Source organism: Paraliobacillus quinghaiensis (assembly GCF_003426025.1).
Taxonomy (GTDB): Bacteria; Bacillota; Bacilli; order Bacillales; family Amphibacillaceae; genus Paraliobacillus_A; species Paraliobacillus_A quinghaiensis.
Genome location: NZ_QJSH01000039.1, coordinates 1 through 19,113 on the forward strand (window position 1 = coordinate 1; position 19,113 = coordinate 19,113).

Annotated in this window: 23 protein-coding genes and 1 pseudogene; all 24 read left to right on the plus strand. The window is 33.0% G+C overall.

Annotated features, from left to right (window positions below):
- The first annotated feature begins 203 nt into the window (after positions 1-203).
- Entirely contained in the window at positions 204-980 is a 777-nt protein-coding gene (locus D2K40_RS15330) for a PepSY domain-containing protein (protein WP_117157218.1), read from the plus strand.
- Between the two features lie 154 nt (positions 981-1,134).
- Positions 1,135-1,833 (plus strand): metal-dependent hydrolase, encoded by a 699-nt coding sequence (locus D2K40_RS15335; protein WP_117157219.1) that lies wholly within the window; start codon positions 1,135-1,137, stop codon positions 1,831-1,833.
- 164 nt (positions 1,834-1,997) lie between these two features.
- Positions 1,998-2,537 carry a DUF5412 family protein gene (locus D2K40_RS15340; protein WP_117157220.1) on the plus strand — a complete coding sequence of 180 codons (540 nt, stop codon included), beginning with the start codon at positions 1,998-2,000 and terminating at the stop codon, positions 2,535-2,537.
- A 171-nt stretch (positions 2,538-2,708) separates the two neighbouring features.
- Positions 2,709-3,188 carry a hypothetical protein gene (locus D2K40_RS15345; RefSeq protein WP_162879245.1) on the plus strand — a complete coding sequence of 160 codons (480 nt, stop codon included), beginning with the start codon at positions 2,709-2,711 and terminating at the stop codon, positions 3,186-3,188.
- A 126-nt stretch (positions 3,189-3,314) separates the two neighbouring features.
- On the plus strand, positions 3,315-3,794 hold the full coding sequence (locus D2K40_RS15350; protein ID WP_117157222.1) for an NUDIX hydrolase: 480 nt from the start codon (positions 3,315-3,317) through the stop codon (positions 3,792-3,794).
- A gap of 116 nt (positions 3,795-3,910) precedes the next feature.
- Positions 3,911-4,372: a VanZ family protein gene (locus D2K40_RS15355; RefSeq protein WP_117157223.1), complete on the plus strand. Its 462-nt coding sequence runs from the start codon at positions 3,911-3,913 to the stop codon at positions 4,370-4,372.
- A 177-nt stretch (positions 4,373-4,549) separates the two neighbouring features.
- Positions 4,550-4,999 carry a hypothetical protein gene (locus D2K40_RS15360; protein ID WP_117157224.1) on the plus strand — a complete coding sequence of 150 codons (450 nt, stop codon included), beginning with the start codon at positions 4,550-4,552 and terminating at the stop codon, positions 4,997-4,999.
- 119 nt (positions 5,000-5,118) lie between these two features.
- Positions 5,119-5,277, plus strand: coding sequence for a hypothetical protein (locus D2K40_RS16495; RefSeq protein WP_162879246.1), 159 nt, complete (start codon positions 5,119-5,121; stop codon positions 5,275-5,277).
- Between the two features lie 144 nt (positions 5,278-5,421).
- Positions 5,422-5,802, plus strand: coding sequence for a hypothetical protein (locus D2K40_RS15365; RefSeq protein WP_117157225.1), 381 nt, complete (start codon positions 5,422-5,424; stop codon positions 5,800-5,802).
- 235 nt (positions 5,803-6,037) lie between these two features.
- Positions 6,038-6,403 carry a hypothetical protein gene (locus D2K40_RS15370; RefSeq protein ID WP_117157226.1) on the plus strand — a complete coding sequence of 122 codons (366 nt, stop codon included), beginning with the start codon at positions 6,038-6,040 and terminating at the stop codon, positions 6,401-6,403.
- A 163-nt stretch (positions 6,404-6,566) separates the two neighbouring features.
- Complete coding sequence (locus D2K40_RS15375; RefSeq protein WP_117157227.1) at positions 6,567-7,124, plus strand: GNAT family N-acetyltransferase; 558 nt, start codon at positions 6,567-6,569, stop codon at positions 7,122-7,124.
- 172 nt (positions 7,125-7,296) lie between these two features.
- Positions 7,297-7,674, plus strand: a complete 378-nt coding sequence (locus tag D2K40_RS15380; protein ID WP_117157228.1) for a hypothetical protein — start codon at positions 7,297-7,299, stop codon at positions 7,672-7,674.
- Positions 7,675-7,827: 153 nt separating this feature from the next.
- A complete protein-coding gene (locus D2K40_RS15385; protein ID WP_117157229.1) occupies positions 7,828-8,070 on the plus strand; it encodes a hypothetical protein in 243 nt (80 codons plus the stop codon).
- Between the two features lie 143 nt (positions 8,071-8,213).
- A complete protein-coding gene (locus tag D2K40_RS15390) occupies positions 8,214-8,753 on the plus strand; it encodes a DUF5412 family protein (protein WP_117157230.1) in 540 nt (179 codons plus the stop codon).
- 150 nt (positions 8,754-8,903) lie between these two features.
- A complete protein-coding gene (locus tag D2K40_RS15395) occupies positions 8,904-9,392 on the plus strand; it encodes a hypothetical protein (RefSeq protein ID WP_117157231.1) in 489 nt (162 codons plus the stop codon).
- A 340-nt stretch (positions 9,393-9,732) separates the two neighbouring features.
- Positions 9,733-9,975, plus strand: a complete 243-nt coding sequence (locus D2K40_RS15400; protein ID WP_117157232.1) for a hypothetical protein — start codon at positions 9,733-9,735, stop codon at positions 9,973-9,975.
- Between the two features lie 753 nt (positions 9,976-10,728).
- A pseudogene (gene ltrA, locus D2K40_RS15405) lies at positions 10,729-12,524 on the plus strand (group II intron reverse transcriptase/maturase).
- A gap of 688 nt (positions 12,525-13,212) precedes the next feature.
- A complete protein-coding gene (locus tag D2K40_RS15410) occupies positions 13,213-15,342 on the plus strand; it encodes a hypothetical protein (protein WP_117157233.1) in 2,130 nt (709 codons plus the stop codon).
- Complete coding sequence (locus D2K40_RS15415; RefSeq protein WP_117157234.1) at positions 15,335-16,213, plus strand: ABC transporter ATP-binding protein; 879 nt, start codon at positions 15,335-15,337, stop codon at positions 16,211-16,213. The genes D2K40_RS15410 and D2K40_RS15415 overlap by 8 nt, the downstream gene beginning before the upstream one ends.
- A complete protein-coding gene (locus D2K40_RS15420) occupies positions 16,200-16,847 on the plus strand; it encodes a hypothetical protein (RefSeq protein ID WP_117157235.1) in 648 nt (215 codons plus the stop codon). The genes D2K40_RS15415 and D2K40_RS15420 overlap by 14 nt, the downstream gene beginning before the upstream one ends.
- Positions 16,848-16,889: 42 nt before the next feature.
- Positions 16,890-17,030 carry a S26 family signal peptidase gene (locus D2K40_RS16850; protein WP_373285586.1) on the plus strand — a complete coding sequence of 47 codons (141 nt, stop codon included), beginning with the start codon at positions 16,890-16,892 and terminating at the stop codon, positions 17,028-17,030.
- A gap of 99 nt (positions 17,031-17,129) precedes the next feature.
- Complete coding sequence (locus D2K40_RS15430) at positions 17,130-17,636, plus strand: RNA polymerase sigma factor (RefSeq protein WP_117157237.1); 507 nt, start codon at positions 17,130-17,132, stop codon at positions 17,634-17,636.
- Positions 17,626-18,513, plus strand: a complete 888-nt coding sequence (locus tag D2K40_RS15435; protein WP_162879247.1) for an anti sigma factor C-terminal domain-containing protein — start codon at positions 17,626-17,628, stop codon at positions 18,511-18,513. Before D2K40_RS15430 ends, D2K40_RS15435 begins: the two co-directional genes overlap by 11 nt.
- A gap of 67 nt (positions 18,514-18,580) precedes the next feature.
- Entirely contained in the window at positions 18,581-18,799 is a 219-nt protein-coding gene (locus D2K40_RS15440) for a hypothetical protein (RefSeq protein WP_117157239.1), read from the plus strand.
- The last annotated feature ends 314 nt before the right edge of the window (positions 18,800-19,113 follow it).

Genomic DNA, 19,113 nt, shown 5'->3' on the forward strand with positions numbered 1-19,113 from the left:
AAGGTACACGTTATTACTTCAAGATAGGTAATGAAATGGTAGTCAGAGGATTATCTGAAAGTGGAGATGTAATAGACAGGCAAGGTGGATAAATGGCTGATTGTGAAAATATGTACTTAAACAAACGATGAGCGTTAGTGGAACAAGGGACTGTTAATCTCGCAGCTTCTATTGCTTATTGCGCATGTAGGGAGGGTTTTTAGATGAAAAAAGTGACTTTAATATTTTCTTTATTACTATTTTTTGTGATTTTGGTAGCATGTGATTCTAAACAGGAACCAAATTATGATAAAAATAGTAATAATAATGATATTCAAAAAGAAGAAAATCAGAAAGCTCAAATTCCGTCAGAAGAAATTTCTGATGAAGATGCAAATGAAAAAAACAGTGAAACACAAGCGGAAAATGATGATTCTATCGTTGAATTTACACAAATGTTTTTTCATGGTAAAAGTGAAAATTGGGAAGGGCAGTTAATTTCAAGTCAACAATACTTTAATTTTGAAGTTTTTTACATTTTAAATGAGCCTGAAGTAAATGAAATTAACACTGATGACATTGGAAACGTAAAATATAAAATCAAAACTGAAAATAAAACAATTGAAGGAGAAGGAAAGTTGGTCGGTAATAGCATTCCTTTAGATAACAACAAAATTTCGCTACCTTATAAAGATGAAACTATTAGTGTAACGGTAGAATGGAAAGGTAAAAAGGAAATGTTCACCATGGTGAATAAATTAGAAGAAGAAGGTGTCATGTCATCCAAAAGGGCAATAGATATAGCTAAAGAACAAATGAGAACGGATTCAATTGATTTTCCAATTGTAGAAGCAAGGTATAGACCCTTTGATAAAACATGGAGAGTTTTGGCTCAACAAGAAGGTAATGACTATTATTTTATTAAAATTCATGCTAAGTCTGGTGAAATTGTAGAATATGAAGGATACAAAGGAAATAAATCTTATCATAGTCATTATTAGTTCTTATTTAAAACAGCTAAATAGAAATTGATTTTCTTATTGCATTAACGGGATGCAATAGTGGAACAAGCTGTCGCAGCCACTGTTAAACTAAGGAAGCAGTTTAATTCAATAATAATGAACTTTATCTTTTTATGTAGGAAGGAGGAAGGTATTGGGTTATATAATTCACGAAATACTCCACTTTTTTGTCGGTGCAAGTATAGGATATGTAATGTTTAATAAAGATTTTGAATCTAATGGAAAGCGAGCTTTAATCCTATGTTTTGGTGGAATTGCTGCTATATCACCAGATATAACAAAATTTTTTGGTGACATTTTAGGTCACTCTGTTTTACTTGTACCAGTATATGGTCTATTATTTGCGATTGGTTTTCGTGTTCTTGTAAGAGACCTTCACTTTTTAAAAGCGTGGTTTGTATTCTCTTTGACAGTGCTAATCGGACATATATTTATTGATTATGTGGGAAATGGTGTGGCTTTCCTCCTTCCATTAACACAAGAAGAGTTTTCTTTTAGTATTATTAGACGAAACGATGAGTTTGTTTTATATACTCTCTTGGTTGCCGTATTGATTGGATTGTTTTATCGGAAGGGAAAGTTAGTTTTTTTAACAGGAATTATTATTGTTAGTTTATATCTTGGTGGATTGTCAGTTTCAAAGATTCAACTTGAGCAAGCATTAAATAAGCAATACCAAAGTGATAATGTCAATTTGTTAATAACTTTTCCAAGTAATAGTTATTCGGAATGGAAATTTATGGTGAGGACGGACAAAGTATGGGTTAATGGATATTCACCTATTCTAAACTCGAAAATTTATATTGAAGACGAAAGAAAATTAGATGAATAAGTTTTATAGGTTATATTCTTATTATGGCAAGTCATTTAGAAATAATGTACTTAAATTAACGGGTAGCTTATCTACAAGAAGGGTAATACCTTTTTCGTAGAAGATATTAAATTGCCGAAGCGGGATTGCTCAAGAAAATAGCATGAATTGCCAGGGGGATTTCTGTGAAAAAAAAATATACATTTTTGTCTTTTTGTATGACACTTTTTTGCATAGGTGCCGCAGCCTATTCGTTATATTCTTATATTAACAATACATGGCTTGTAGTACCTCCATCCTATATTCTTTTACTTGTTGCCATACTAGCTTTTTGCTTCGCAGTAGCAGGAATGATGAAAGAAGAAGGATATTGGTGGGCAATAATTAGAAGTTGGCTTGTACTAATTTTATCAGCGTTAACATCAACGGCACTTCTATTGGTACTTTTATTCACATCGGTTTTTTCGTTTGGAGGAAACACTCATATAAAGACAGTAAGTTCGCCTGATGAAACATATACTATTAATTTTTACAGATGGGATGCAGGAGCAGCAGGTTCATTTGGAGTAAGGGGAGAATTAAACGGACCACTGTGGTTTAAAAAACGAATTTATTATCAAGACAGAGCCGAACAGGTTGAAGTGGAATGGGAAAGTAATGATAGCGTATCTATAAATAATCATATTTTAAAATTAGATGAAGGAGATACTTACGGGTATCAATGATATGCTATGTGAAACGATCCACTTAAAGTAACGGGGTGCGAATTTTTAATAAGGATATTCGCCTGTTCTTGTTTAAGTAATGTGGCAGTTATGTAGAATAAGAGAGAATATAAAATAACAAAACTGGGGGAATTCATTATCAAGAATAGAATTATATCTACCATTGTGGTTATGGTCTTAATTGGTTTAGTTGGTTGTGCAAATAAAGACATAGATGTGACATCTCCTTTAGTATTCTACGGAGAGGGTGACACTTGGACTGGAATATTATATGTAGAACAGTCTCAAAATGATGGAGAGAATACATTTCATGTGACCCAATTCTCGAATCTGACTTATAAAGATGATTTTGAACAAATCAAAAAGAAACAGAAAGAAGAGGATGACATCCCGATTAGTTATGATTTTGAAGGTATTGATAATAGGAGCGTTGGAGGTAGCGGTAGTAGAATACAGGAAGCCACATGGAGCGGTGTAGGTACAACTCATTCACATGAATATGCAACAAAAGATGATGATTTCGAAGTGGTTGTCGAATGGAATGACAAAAAAGAAACTTTTATAATGACATATAATGAGGAAAAGACTACGAAGGTACGAAGACTTGGCAAAGAGGAAGCTCTTAGGCATATTTATGAGCCACAAAAGTGACCTAGTGTAATTTAATTGTTTCGCTAACGGATGCTTATCTTCAAGAAGGATTAAGTACCTTATTTATTAAAGTAAATGGCAGTAGAGTTTAACAAGAAATAGTATTGTAAAGGGGTAAAAGAACTAATGGGATACATAGAAGAGTTACGGGAAATAGTTGGTCACAGACCATTGATATTTGTAGGTTCCGTTACAGTAATTGTTGATGATATGGGGAGGCTATTACTTCAACAACGGAAGTTTCCTAATGGTGCTTGGGGAATTACTGGAGGTCTAATGGAACTGGGAGAATCTACTGAAGATGTTGCGAGAAGAGAAATATATGAGGAAACTGGTCTGAGTGTGGATAAATTAGACCTTATCAATGTTTATTCAGGTCCACAAAACTATATAAAGGCTGAAAATGGTGATGAATTCTATGTCGTAACTGTTGCCTACTTTTCGGAGGGCTATAAAGGGGAATTAAACATAGACAAATCTGAATCAATTAAATTTGATTTCTTTTATCCTGATGATTTGCCAAGCAATATTGTTAAAAGCCATAGAGTTATATTGGATGAATTTTTAACTAAACATTATCGAAATAAAAAGCAAGTAAACAGATAAAAGTTACTTCAATAACGGAGAGCGTTAATGGAACAAGGAGCTGTTAATGTCGCAGCTCCTTTTGCTTATTGAGCTTATGAAGCAGGTTTGACTAATAAGAAAATTGGGGAGTAAAAATGAAAAAGATAATAAAAGTTGTTTTTAGTATTAGTTTTATATTTTATATATTGGCATTAGTATTTCTTATGTTCTTGGGTAGAGGTGGAGTGTTTGCCAACCTTTCGTTGTTAGAATATATAAGAGTATCTTCAAATATCGTACCATTCAAAACTATTAGTACATATGTTCAGGCGATATTTGATGGCAGTATGAATATGGATATACCTATAAAAAACCTCGCAGGTAATTTATTGATGTTTCTGCCAATGGGTATCTATCTACCATTTTTCATTAAAAGAATAAGTAAAGTAAGTGTGTTTATTACTTCGATGATTGCGATATTATTTTCTCTTGAATTTATTCAAGTGATTTCAAGAAGAGGAAGTTTCGACATTGATGATTTTATCCTTAACATACTTGGTGCTTTGATAGGATTTTGTATTTGGAGAACAAGAATTGTTCAGAAAATATTAAATTAGTATTCATTTCTTATTCAACAAAAGGATGGCTTTAGTGGAACAAGGAGCTGTTAATGTTGCAGCTCCTACTGCTTATTGAGATAACTGACAGTTTAGTTGAATAACAGTCATTCAAAAGGAGTATTTTGTTTTCCAATAAATTGGTTTACTGGTGTTATTAAAGTAGGAGGTAGAAAATTGAATAGAAAGAAATGGATTGTCTTACTATCATTTGTTCTAGTAGTAACAGCGTATGTTGGATTTTATTATCAAACACATATATCGATTTGGGGATTTTCTCTTTCTAAAAATGATATAAAACAGGTCATTGTCAGTAGTGAAAGTAAAGAGGGGTTTTCTCAATATCTAATTACCAATCAAAAGGAAGTATCGGAGATAGCAAAGTTGTTATCTAAATCAGAAAAATACTCAGAAATTAAAAATAATAATTTTCCACCTGATGTAACACCTGAAAAACACACTAAAATCCTGCTTCAAACACAGGATAACACTACTTATGGTGGCGGTTTGTGGGTTATAGGAATGAACTATGTTCAGGATAGTAACGGTTATTATTGGAATGTTGATTATGAAAAATTAAACACATTATTAAACGGAGCAATCCCGTCTGCTGAAAAAATAAATTAAACAATAATATCTCTTCAACTAAAGGAGTGCTTTAATAAAAAATAGGAACGTCAGATTTAAGGCTTCAACTAACTAGCAGAAGGATTGAGTATAAAAAATAATGAGAAGAGGCAAAAAATTTGGATGCTTTAGGAATTATAATTGTTATCATTTTATCATTGTGGTCCATTACTAAAACATTGGAAAAAATGACTGATAAAATATTGGATAGTCATAAAAAACAAAATGAGCTGTTAGAAAATATTAAATCGAAACTTGAAGAAAAATCTGATAAGTAATTAGAAAATATCCTCAACTATAGGAGAGCTTATCTTGAACAAATGTTTAGCTCTTATTGCGTTAAATGGCAGTTATGTTTAATAGGACTTGGAACTTTTAATTATTATTTAACGTCTGTCTTAGTAAAAGGGGGGAGAATTTTAATGACAAAAATTAAATCATTATTCGCAGTTCTTTTATTGTCCTTCATTTTAATTGGTTGTCAAAATAATAACCTTAATTTAAGCGAAGATGTTTCCAGTATCGAGGTTTATGAATGGAGCAGTGAAGAATTGGTGGCTACTATTGATGACGAGGAATTTATTGATGAACTTGTAAAGGATTTAGATAATGCTAAAACAGGTACCACATCAGATATGGATTTTGAATCGCCTGACTTCGAATTACACTTTAAAAGTGGGAATGAAACATTATTTGAAATGGGTTATTACAAGAAAGTTATGAGTTTAGATGTAGAAGGTCGATATTGGGATTTTAGTGAAGATATAATGTATAACAGCGAACTCCAGTTACCTCTTGAATAACCTTAATTTAATCCACAAACGGGAGCTTTAACACAACAAGAGGAACGTCAGATTTAAGGTGACGTTCCTCTCTTTTTTTGGAAAATAAAAGGAAACGACTGAATTTTATGATAGTGTTATATTATATTGTCTTCAATTAAAGCACGGTAATGTTGAAGATGAAACATTACATGACTAACACTCGTATAAAATATATAAAGGGCGAACTACTTTGTCATATATTGGGGGTGTGCATTTGAGAAAATTAAAGACCGTTATATATATTACTGTTGGAATATTCATGCTCCTATCTCTTATATCCTTTATATTTACATCCAGCCTTAATAGAGAAGTAATTGGCTTAGGAGGAACTTTTATAGGGCTCATTTTAATTTTACCATCTTTACTATTTATAAAAATTCATCGTTTGATATCCTTTGGAAGTCGAGCTAATCATGCAGATATTATTATTCCCGATGAACATTTACAACATAAAGTGTATAAAGAATCTGAAAAGGAAGAAGACGAAAGTACAAATCCCAAATTTAAATTAGTAATTGATTCACTTGGTTACTCAGGGTTATCAATTATTATTATTTCTATGTTCGTAGTACCTTTGTGATGTCGAATTTCTTATTCAACATATGGTTAGCTTTAGTGGAATAAGGCGCTGTTGATGTCGCAGCTCCTATTGATTGTTGAGCTAACGGGGCAGTTTTAGTTCAATAAGAAGAAGGAGGAATAGCAACCTCTTTATAGGGTTAGTGTTTAGTGGAGGGGATTAAATGAAGATTGAGAAAATATATGGTGATTTACCAATATTAGAAACAGAACGTCTTAAACTTAGAAAAGTCACTTTAGAAGATATTGAAGATATGCATCTATACGGTTCAGATGAAGAAGTATCTAAGTATGTAACTTGGAATACCCACGAAACAATGTCTGATACACAAGATTTTGTTGAATTTGTATTGAATAAATATGAAAACAAGCAGGTTTCACCGTGGGGAATTGAATACAAGGAAAATGGAAGATTTATCGGGACTATCGATTTTGTTTGGTGGCAACCAAATCATAAAACTGCTGAAATCGGATGTGTTGTTTCTAAAGACTATTGGGGAAAAGGTTTAACTACTGAAGTAGCAAAGGAACTAATAAAATTCGGTTTTGAAGAAATGGATTTAGTTCGTATTCAAGCAAGGTGTGATGTAGAAAATATCGGTTCAGCACGAGTAATGGAAAAAGCGGGAATGTCTTTTGAAGGGATAATTAGAAAAGGTATATTTGTGAAAGGAAAACATCGAGATTTTAAAATGTACTCTATCTTAAAAGAAGAGTTTTAATTATTTCAATGAAATTGAACTTGAAGATAAAATTTCTTATTAAACAAACGGGTGGCTTATCTTTAACAAGAAATACAGCCCTTATCGTGTTAAAGGGCAGATTTCTTGAATATACAAAGAAACAAGATATGTGCAAATTGGTGTTAAAATAGATATAGATAGGGGAAATTTAATGAGGTTATCAAAAAGTGTTTTCATACTTATTTTTGTCATTTTATTAGCTGCTTGTTCGAAAACGGAGGAACCAAAAAAAATAATAGGTGAAACTCCAAGTGAATCAAAAGGGGCATTTGCTTTTGAAGATAGTATATACACTATTGAACGTGGAAAATTTTTCGTTGAAGATGTAGGAAAAGAAATCGGGGAAATCAAAGCAATAGTAGATGAAATAAATGAGAATGGTGAAGCAGTAATATATGATTCAACCCTCAACTTACAGGTTGGGACTAAAATATTTAAAATAATAGAACAAGACCGAAGTAATACTGTTGTTGCTATAAGAATTGACGATACTTATTACGGTGCAATCTTTAATTCAAATCTTAATTAAGGTTCCTCAACAAACGGAAGCTTATCTTGAATAAGGGAGTGAACTTCTTGTTCTACGAAGCAGTTATCTTCAAGAAGTACAAAGCGCTTTCAATTTTTTGATAGTCAAAGGCTTCATAAAAAAAACAACTATAAAAAAAGGGGAGAGGAAATTTTGACAATTATATTTGTATTAATAGGGTCTGTTGCATCAGTTGTTATACTTTCAATGTATTTAAGTCCAATACTAGTAACTAAAACTGGAACGGAAATTATTTCGTTTTCAATACTTTTGGTATTAACAGGATTTTTCCTTTATTATTTGGACCCAAATAATTTTGTTGGTTTAATCGGATTTAGTTTAGTAATCTTTGGGTTGGTGTCTGGTGTTTCAAGTTTCTTATTTAAAAGGAATTAATAGATTTTAAACTTTGTTAAATTTCGTACTTAAGTTAACGGGAGTTTTAGTGGAACAAGGTGCTGTTGAGGTCGCAGCTGCTATTACTTGTTGCGCTAAAGGCAGGTTAGCAAAAGAAGAAAATTATCAGAGGGGGGAATTTTATGGGAAAAAGATATAACTTATGGTCTTTTTATTTAATACTTTTTTGCTTAGGATTAGCAGCCTACTCATTGTATTCTAATATTAACAACACTTGGTTAATTGCACCACCAAATTATATTTTACTTATTATTAGTTTGTTAGCCTTGATTTTAGGGATTGTCGGCTTTAAAGATAGAAGAAATTGGTGGGCAAAAACAAGAAGTTGGTTAACGGTAATTTTGTCATCATTGACATTTATCGGGCTATTATTGGTACTATCATTTACAACTTTCTTTTCATCTATGGGAGTGAATGAACATTTAAAGACGGTAAGTTCTCCTGATGACCATTACACAATTGATTTTTACCGATATGATGCAGGAGCAGCAGGTACATTTGGAGTAAGAGGAGAATTAAACGGACCACTATGGTTTAAAAAACGAATTTACTATCAAGACAGAGTAGAACAAGTTGAAGTGGAATGGGAAAGTAATGATAGTGTATCTATAAATAATCATATTTTAAAATTAGATGAAGGAGATACTTACGGGTATCAATGATATGGTATGTGAAACAATCCACTTAAAGTAACGGGTGCTTTAGTGAAACAAGGAGCTGTTGATGTCGCAGCTCCTATTGCTTATTTAGCTAAAGTGGCAGGTTAGCTCAATAAGCAATTTGTAGAATGATGACTTTTATGGGGGTAGAAAATGAAGAGAAAAATAAGCTTATTATTTATAACGTTATTAGTTGTAGCAAGTTTGATAGCTTGCACTTCTGAAGGGGAAGAATCAAATGAGGTTAATATAACACAAGAGGAAATTCCAAAAGATAATGGGCAATCAAATCAAAGTCTAGTTGCAAAAGAAGATACTGAATACAACGGTGATAATCCAGAGATTTTTGAGCTTGACAACGGTTTAACTTTTTCGGTGCAGAAAGAAAAGCAAGATGATAATTGGTCATATATTATAACAGGATATTATCAAGAAAAAGGCTATGAGATGAAAAAGCTAAATATAAGAATTGGAAATGATAGTTGGTATGTGGCAGAACCGTCACTTTATTTAGAAGAAGATTTAAAAAAGCAACCATTTGTTATTGAGAGTGAAGAACCGTTGTCGAGCATTGATTATTCCATGGCATATGCTAGCAAGTTTGGAGAAGAAGAACTTGATAAAGCATTTAACTTTCAATAACATTATTGCATTAATAGATGCGAATGCTTAACAAGAATATTTATTCTTCTTTGTTGAATCAATGAATCGTGTTAAAGAAAGAATTTGAGGTGAATATTGTGGATTTAAAGCTTAAAAATCTTTTCGGATTTATAGCAGGAGTTTTTATTACGTTTGTTTTAACAGGAATATGGGACAAAAATTTTAATAATTGGAGTTTCCTTTTAATATTTCTTATTGGTTCAATAATTGGACACTTTGTAATGGTTTTTTTTCAAAGGGGAAGTTCAAATTAAACCAACAAATAAAAATTTTTCTTTTGTGCTAACGGGTGCTTATCTTTAATAAGGGAGTGGAAATTTTGATAATTTTAGTCGTATTAATAGGGTCTGTTGCATCAGTTGTTATGCTTTCAATGTTTTTAAGTCCAATACTAGTAACTAAAACTGGAGTGGAAATTATTTTGTTTTCAATACTTTTGGTATTAACAGGATTTTTCCTTTATTATTGGGACCCGAATAATTTAGTTGGTTTAATCGGATTTAGTTTAGTAATCTTTGGGTTGGTGTCTGGTGTTTCAAGTTTCTTATTTAAAAGGAATTAATAGACTTTAACCTTTGTGAATTTTCGTACTTAAGCTAACGGGTAGCCGCTCGACAAGTTCTGTTATAAGCGCTCAAGCGTGAAAAACAGAAGATAATCATAGATTAATCTTAACTTTATAACCGAGAATGGGAATGATAGAACCATGTTTCTTGAAACCATTCCGTCAATACTCCTGCATGCGTCTTGACTGACAGGTCAAGGGGTCTGAAGTACAGGTAGATTCGGCAGAACGAAGGCTAAAGCCATTCCTTCGGAAAAGGTATGCCAACGGATATGCCGCACGGCTGAAAAACTAGATATGGTGAGAATTGTTCTACTGCAAAAGAACTGACGAATAACCGAAGGTAAGGGTCTAAAGTTAGAACATAAGGAAACTTATGGACCATCCAACGATGGTGTGAGTGGTGTAGAGTAAAAATGCACCCTATGAAACACGCTATACCGAACAATTGGCGGTATCCAGCTCACAGGCTTACAGGTTACACCTACGTCCAGAACCGATAGCTAGGTTATAAGGGACTTGGAAAACAAGGAACGTTGCAACAGGGACTGTCATCCTAAACGATTGCTATAAGGTAAAACGAAATGCATTTATCCTTGTGAGGGTAGGGGCATGACTGATGAACCTCTTGTAATGAGAGTGGAAGAATAGCCCCAAGTCTAATAATATAGAACAATTATTTTCCAAAAGTGTATTGCACCGATCGGGTAGGAACGTGGGAACATCAACTCCAAAAGGAGGGATGCCACAGTGCAAGCTTTAAGGTATTGGGATTACTACGGCATGACCGAAACATTTGCGAAATTATATAATGAATCATCCGAACAAAAGTCTTTTTCACAACTGTACGATATTATAACATCTAGAGAAAATATATTACTGTCCTATCGGACAGTAAAGTCTAATAAAGGTTCTAACACTCCGGGTACTGATGGAAAAACCATAAAGGATATTCAAAAGCTATCTGATGATGAACTTGTCGAAGAAGTTAGAAGCAAGTTGAAGCATTATCATCCTAAGAAGGTAAGAAGGAAGCTTATTGAAAAAGAAAATGGTAAATCGAGACCACTAGGAATACCTTGCATAATAGATAGAATCATTCAACAATGTTTTAGGCAAGTTCTTGAACCTATTGCGGATGCGAGATTTTATAAGCATAGTTACGGTTTTAGACCACTTAGGTCTACGCACCATGCAATGGCAAGGGTACAATTTCTTATAAATAAATCGTCGCTACACTATGTAGTTGATATTGATATTCGTGGATTTTTCGATAACATAAATCACACCCTATTAATAAAACAGCTTTGGAACATTGGTATAAAAGACCGTAAGGTTTTAGCTTGTATCTCTAGAATGTTAAAAGCTGAAATCGATGGTGAGGGTATCCCTTCCAAGGGCGTACCGCAAGGTGGTTTGTTATCAACATTACTCAGTAATATTGTACTTAACGATCTAGATCATTGGGTAGCTGAACAGTGGGAATTCTTCCCTCTCCACAAACCTTTTAAAACACGGGAAGGCGAGCTTCTAGCAAAGAAGCGAACCAAACTTAAAGAAGGCTACCTCGTCCGCTATGCGGACGACTTTAAAATCCTTTGCCGTGATTGGAAAACTGCTCAAAGATGGTTCCATGCTGTAAGAATGTATATAAAACAACGTCTGAGATTAGATATTTCTCCAGAAAAATCACAAGTTATAAATCTGCGAAAACGAGAATCTGAATTTTTAGGATTCACGATTCGTGCGAATCGAAAAGGAAAAAAGAGAGTAGCGCATACAGGTATAAAAGCCAACAAGAAGCGAAAAATCAAGGCTGAGGCTAAAAAACACATTCAAAGAATTAAAGCTTCTCCTACCGCTCAAAACGCAATTCTTTTTAATAGTTTTGTCTTAGGTATTCATAATTATTTTAATCGAGCAACACATGTTAATATCGAGTTTTCACGTCTTGCCTATGAGTTGCAAGCATTTATATATAATCGTCTTAAACCTGTTGGGAAATACGAACATCCTACAAACCCACCACCAACTTATAAAAAGTTTTACAGTTTGGGTTTCAAAACATTTAAAATATCAAATGTGTACCTATTTCCTCTCGCAAATGTAAAAACGAGAAATGTTATGAACATTAGTCAATCTCTCACACCATTTACTAGTACGGGAAGAGAAAAGATACAGAAGAAGATTCGTTCAGATATTCAACAGGAGATTTCACAATTAATGAAATCCAAACTTCCGACATGAAGTGTCGAGTATTTGGATAATCGAATAAGTCGGTATAGTATGAGAATGGGCAAATGCGAATTACTGGCATGTTTCTTTCTGCTAGCGAAGTTCATTGCCACCATTACATTCCGTCACATCTCGGGGGAAGCGATAAATTTAACAATTTACGCATTCTTCATAAAGAGATACACAAGTTGATCCATCAAACAGACACAACGACAATTTACACACTCATAAATAACCTTGGAATCACTGAACCTATGGTTCAGAAAATAAATCAATACCGTAAACAATGCGGTTTAGAACCAAGTATATAATCTCAGATCTATGAGTAACTAGGAACTTATAATTTAGTACATATCTTTAGATGGAACGCGGAATGCTGGGAAACTAGCTCGCTCCGTGTGGAGCAGGGGAAAAGCTGGAGATAACCTCAAATGCTTACCTATTTTGACCGTTAGTGGTGCGAAATGTTTCTAGCCTGTCCATTATACGCTAGAATAGCTTCTTTTATCTGATTGGCACCTGCAGGTCATTGGAAAGTGTTTCTTCTTTTAGACGCGTATCTTCGCTGTCAAGGAAGCATACATCAAGATTTTTAGAGCTAACATCGATACCTACCAACAATTTCACGGAAAGGACCTCCTTTCTTAAGATTTTGGAATAAGCTTGGATACTGCGGGATATCCCTAGAAACAATTGTCTAACAACAACCTCGCGTATGAGTATTCTTTGATACATCGCTAAAAGCTGCCCAAGTCTACTAATTCTTGGTTTAGCGAAACATCGATACAGCTTGTGCGTTTGCAGTACAACAATTTTCTGGGTCACAGTCTTTAATCGTAGTCGAACTGCAGTAGTAGAAAGCATATTCCCATTTGGATCCATTCTAATTCTATTATCTAGGGATATCACGCAATATCCAAGCAGGCTTTATAACTCTATTATTCAATTTTCAAAGAGCAATTTTTTGTTCTTAAATATACTATACGAGGAGTGGACAACATGAAAACTTGGAATTCCGTTAAAATAAGTTGGAAAATTTTTTGTCGCAATAAGTTTTCTTTACTAATTTTTGTATTGTCATTGTTATATGTTGAAACATTATTTTATCATTATCTCTTTCTTGACTATGCTCCTGGAGAAACTCTTTCAAGATCAAGCTTTGTTGTTCAAGGTGGGATTTTTGTTTCTATGGTTCTTGGAGTTCAAATTATCCGATTAGAAGAGAAAGAAAAAGTTGATGAATTATTAAGATCTATTCAATTTGGACCATTACATAAAATACTTGGTAAATCTCTATTTTTTTTAGCGTTAATCTTAGTTTTTTCTCTACTCTCCTTATTTTCGTTGTTTCTAATGCTATATTTTAGCGATTTGTCATTTTCCTCATTTTATTTAAGCTCATCGCTTTATATTTTGTTGTATTGGTCCTTAAGCTTTCTTATCGGAGGAATGATAGGATCTATATTTGCATTCTGGGTGAAGGGTAGATTAATCTACGTTCTTTTAATCATAACTTGGTTGCTTATCAGCCCTCTTAATACACCCTTTATTCTTCAACTAGCATTGTTGTTTAATATCGAAAATACTTTTGAATTAATTAATATACTTAATTTAGGGCAAGCGAATCCATACGAGCCTTATCATGCTCTATACGGGTACTCACTTGAAACAGCGCAATGGTTTAAAAAAGGGCTGTGGATCACCTTGTTATTTGCCATTGTTTTTTTGTCTATTGGATTTAAAACACGAAGAAGGCAAAATTTTATTGCTTCTTTATTGTTCTTTTTACTTACTTTACCTTTCGGTTATGGTCTGGCCCAAGAGGATCAAGTTTTGGTGTTTGATAGAGAGGCTAATGCAGTTTTCAAGTATGACTATAATTATTATAAAGACCACTCTGATACTATTGATAGAAGAGATAGAAGTGATATCTTAATAAAAGCGTACGACATTGATTTAAACACGAACAGAAAGTTTACAGCTTCTGTTGATGTTACCTTGCAAAATATTGGTGGAATGGGAATGGATGTATTGGAATTTTCTTTATACCACAATCTCAAGGTAAACCGAATTTTATATGAAGATAAACAATTAAACTATGAACAAACTGGGGATCTAATTTCGGTAGAACTTTCATCAGTAATAAGGCCAAAACAAGTACTAACCTTGTCTTTTGATTATGAAGGGACTAGTTCACCTTACTTTTTTGCAAATGAACAAGCTGTAAAACTGCCATTTTATTTTCCCTGGCTACCAAACACAAAGAAAAGTCCAGCAATGAAAGTTTATTCTAACGAAATATTCCCTCTTCCGTTGCATCCAAATTCTGAAATAAAATATTCTCTTTCTTATTCAGGGCCTGAACCGATATACACTAATCTAAAAATGCAATCAGACGGTAAGTGGAAAGGAACAACTAAAAACGGTATTACCTTAATTGCGGGGAGTCTAGGAAAAAAAACAATAAACAGCATGGAAGTTATTTACCCTTTAACATGGGAAGATTTAGTACAAGGATTTGATGAATTTAACAAATCTACCAAAACTTCTATTTCTGAAATAACAGGAATTTTAGGTATAGAAGAAGATTTCAATATAAGGCAAGTTATTTTCCGCCCTACTTTTTCAGAAGTAGGTATGCCGGAGCAATTCGTTTGGGCCAGCGAAGATCAATTAATTATCTCATCTAATATTTATTTCCAAAATAATAAAGGTTCGTTGAAAGAGGTGCATCCTTATCTAACTTATGGTCTTGTACCTGCTTTAACGTGGAAATATGAAGGGTTTGTTTTTGAAGATATTACTTACGCTCAACTGTTTAATGCGTCATTTTCATTTTGGTATAACAAAAATAAAGGTATAGAAAGGGACCATTCATTTTTTTCTTTTTATGTAGACAAGTTAAAAAGAGAGGCTGATTTTGACGAACGAGATCCGGAGCGGAGGGATTCAAAATTGAGACTGCAAGCTATAGTTGCACAAAAACTTTATAATTTAATAACTAGTAGCAGTGTTAATCAAAGGTTTTTTAGAGAGTGGTACGGTGAATTGAAGACCGGAAACAATGATTGGGAATATTTAAATCACAAGATAGAAATTGTTAATAAGGGGATGAATGTAAATGAGTAGCATAGTAGTCAAAGGTTTAACCAAACATTTTAAACAAAATACAGCATTAGATAATATTTCATTAAATATTAAAGGGACCTATGGTTTATTAGGTCCAAATGGGGCTGGGAAAACTACACTTATAAGGACAATTGCTACTTTGTTACCAATCTCAAAAGGGCAGATTACTTATGGGAAGATAAGCTGGGAAGACTCAAAAGAGGTACGTAGACGCATTGGTTATTTACCACAACATTTCTCCATGTATCAAAATATAAAGATGATAGAATGTTTAAATCATTTAGCAATCTTAAAAGGAGTAATTGATAAAAAACATAGAACTGAAGAACTTGAAAAAATTATCCATCAGGTCAATCTATATGATCACAAAGATAAAAAAATAAAGCAATTATCGGGGGGGATGTTACGGAGAGTCGGCATTGCACAAGCTTTAATTGGAAATCCAGAGATTTTAATTGTTGACGAGCCCACAGCAGGACTTGATATTGAAGAAAGAGTTCGTTTTAGAAGTTTATTAAGGAGTATAGGGAAAAACCGTATCGTTATAATTTCAACACACATCGTAGAAGATTTAGAATTAGCTTGTGATAACATTGGTGTTCTAAAAAATGGGAAGGTCCTTGCTGAGGGCAAGAGAGAAAATATTTCTAATTTTGCAGACGGAAAAATATGGGAAGTTCAAGTCGCTATGGATGAAATAGAAAGCCTCGGGAATAATTTTACAATTATTTCAAGTAAGCAAATTAATAATAATTATACTGTAAGATTACTGTCTGACAAGCAACCTTTGAATACCGCCAATCTCGTTGAACCTAGACTAGAAGACGGTTATCTTGCATTAATAAGGAATGACGAAATTGAAGCGAGCTAAAATTGACTTGAATTTTGACATAAAGTCAATGGGATTTTCTTTTTATGTTCCGATTATATTGACATTACTTATAGTTATTTATTTTTTTTCAATCAGTAGCCCTTTAATAAATCTTGTAATCGCTCTGCCAATAATAGAATTTCTTTTTATACCTTTTTCTAGTTGGTGGGTGATGTATTTATTTTACGACTACTTTGAGGATGATGGGGGAGAGATTTTATTTAGTTACCCCATATCACTTATAAATCATGGAATTACTAGGGTAGTGATTTTTCAGTTATTTTATAGTTTATTATTGATAATTATTGTTACGGTAATAGAACTGAACAGCCAACAACATATTTTTATACCATTAATTTTACAATTTTTCCCACAAATTATTTTTTTTGCAGGAGGCTCTTTTTTCTTTATGGCGTTCTTCAAAGACATTGGAATCTCTATTTCTTTTATTGCGGTTTATGTTGTTACAGAACTATTAACGAAGGGGCAAGTTATTCCTTTATATCACGTATTCTTTTTTAATGAAAATACCCTCAATATAAGTACGATTATTTCGAAAAATCTGGTTACTACGACTATAGGAATTCTATTTTTCTGGTTTGGTAACTACTTTCTAACATTTAAACGCAAATGAAAGGGCTGGATAATATTATGCTAAAAAAACCTTGCCTACGCTGTGATTATAATCGTTTTAATGACTTTAACAAATAAATACTTGTTTGCAAGTGTTTCAGTAAGTGGTGAATCAATGTTACCCACCTTTCATAATAAGGATCGTTTGTTAGTAAAAAAATTGGAGTCAACATCGATTCAATAAGAAGAAATAAGGTTATTATACTTCAACATGAAGGTAGCGATTTAGATTTTGTAAACTTTTTAAATATTCATACGTCATATAAGCAGAGGAGGAACCAATTTGGAAGAACAATCAAATAACGATTATCTTAACAAAGAACTCAACATTGTTTTTCGATTTTTAATTAAAAAAGGCGTATCCCATACTGACGCTGAAGATGCAGTCCAAGAAACAGCATATAAGTATCTTAGATATTCAGATTCCATTCGTTCCTCTAATTTGCGTAGCTGGTTAATCCGAGTTGCATTGAATTATTATTATGATCAGTGTCGAAAAAATAAGAAATACATATTCAATATAGAAGATCAAATGCTAGAATCACAAGAATATAGAGAACTTCCTGAAATTTTTCTTATAGCAAAGGAGCGTACGGAAGATTTTAATAGGCTGTTGTCAAAATTAAAACCATTATTTGCGGAACTCCTACTTTTAAAGTATCAATCCGAATTAACCTATGCTGAAATTTCCAAACTAATAGGTATTGATAATAACTCAGTGAAAATGAACCTCTTTCGTGCTAGAAAAAAATTTTTGAAACTTTATGAGGAGGAAAAAAATGAACGATAAAAATAGTTCTAAAAAAAATTCTGAGATTGATTTTGTAAATAAACCTTCTTTTCAAAAGCAAATAAGTAAAACAAGGCGGAAACAAATTGGATTATACATAATTATTTCCCTAGTTTCATTAGTAGTAACTATTTCCATAGTACATAGTGGCTCAAGATATCTTATTCATAAAAAGATAGATGAATCAAAGCAACAAGACATTCAGGTATTTAGTGATAAGCCAGTAAAAGGTGCAGGTATTAAATATGGATATACAACTTACCATTACAATTTGTTTAGTGTAGAAGCCGAAACAACGTATTTTAAAACCATTGGTAATCGGAAAATCATCTGGGACACTGAGACAAAGAAATATCCTGCAATTGGGGGTGAGGAAGTAATTGATCGCGGCACTGGCATAGTAGAAGATAACCCAATGGATCAATACTTAGGAAGACCTGTTATTTACAATTATCTTACTAACGAACGAGTCATAGAGTTTTATTATCCAGGGATAGATTATGAATTTTTACCACAAGAGTTAGATATAGCAACAGAATTAGATGAAAATAAGCTAATTGAAATTGCCATATCTTTTAATGAACCAATATTAATAAATGAATTAGGAAAAAAGTTAGGAAGTAGAAATGTTGATTGGTTGTGGATACCTTCAAAAACTAAAGCGCAAGAAGAGATACACGAAGTTAATAAAGTAAGAAACGGTAATTCAGCATATGGTTTTGGAGTTAGTTCAGAAAATCCATACTGGGAAAACTTCGAAAAGAACCTATCCGCTAGTGGTGCTGTTATTAGCGGTACACCACAGGAATTAGAAAGATTTTTGAACATGAACTTTATTAGATCCTCTACAATTGGTGTAACGATTGATAAGTATTAACTTTTAGAACGAACCTTTAATTTATATTTTAACTTCAAGTTTGATTAATAAGAGGGGGGTATTTTTTGTGGAAGAATTTTCATTCAAGGGGGAAATTGATATTAAAAATTTGATTATTAAATTAATTATTGGTTTGGCTATTTTATTTTTGCTTTGGTACATATTAGCTTTATTTAGGATAGACTTGTCATATCCTCATTTGATTGAATGGGCTACTAAGTTTATTCTTCCTTGGATATTCCTTTATTGGATAATAAGACTAACTAAAATTCTAGAAAAACGTTAAATGTGTTGTTGTGCTAAAGGGTGCTTTAGTTGAACAACTTAGACTAAAGCTGCAAGAAAGGGTGGGATACAGATGGAAAAATTTAAGGTTCTTTTATTATCTATTATCACAATTACATTACTGTACATTGCCTATATACTCCCCCAATTGTAAGAAGAGAGGGGTTGGAGATATTCAACTAAAGGGAGCCGCTCGACAAGTTCTGCTATAAGCGCTTCAAGTGTGAAAGGCAGAAGATAAACATATTTATCTTAACTTTATAACTGAGAATGGGAATGATAGATCCATGTTTCTTGAAACCATTCCGTCAATAC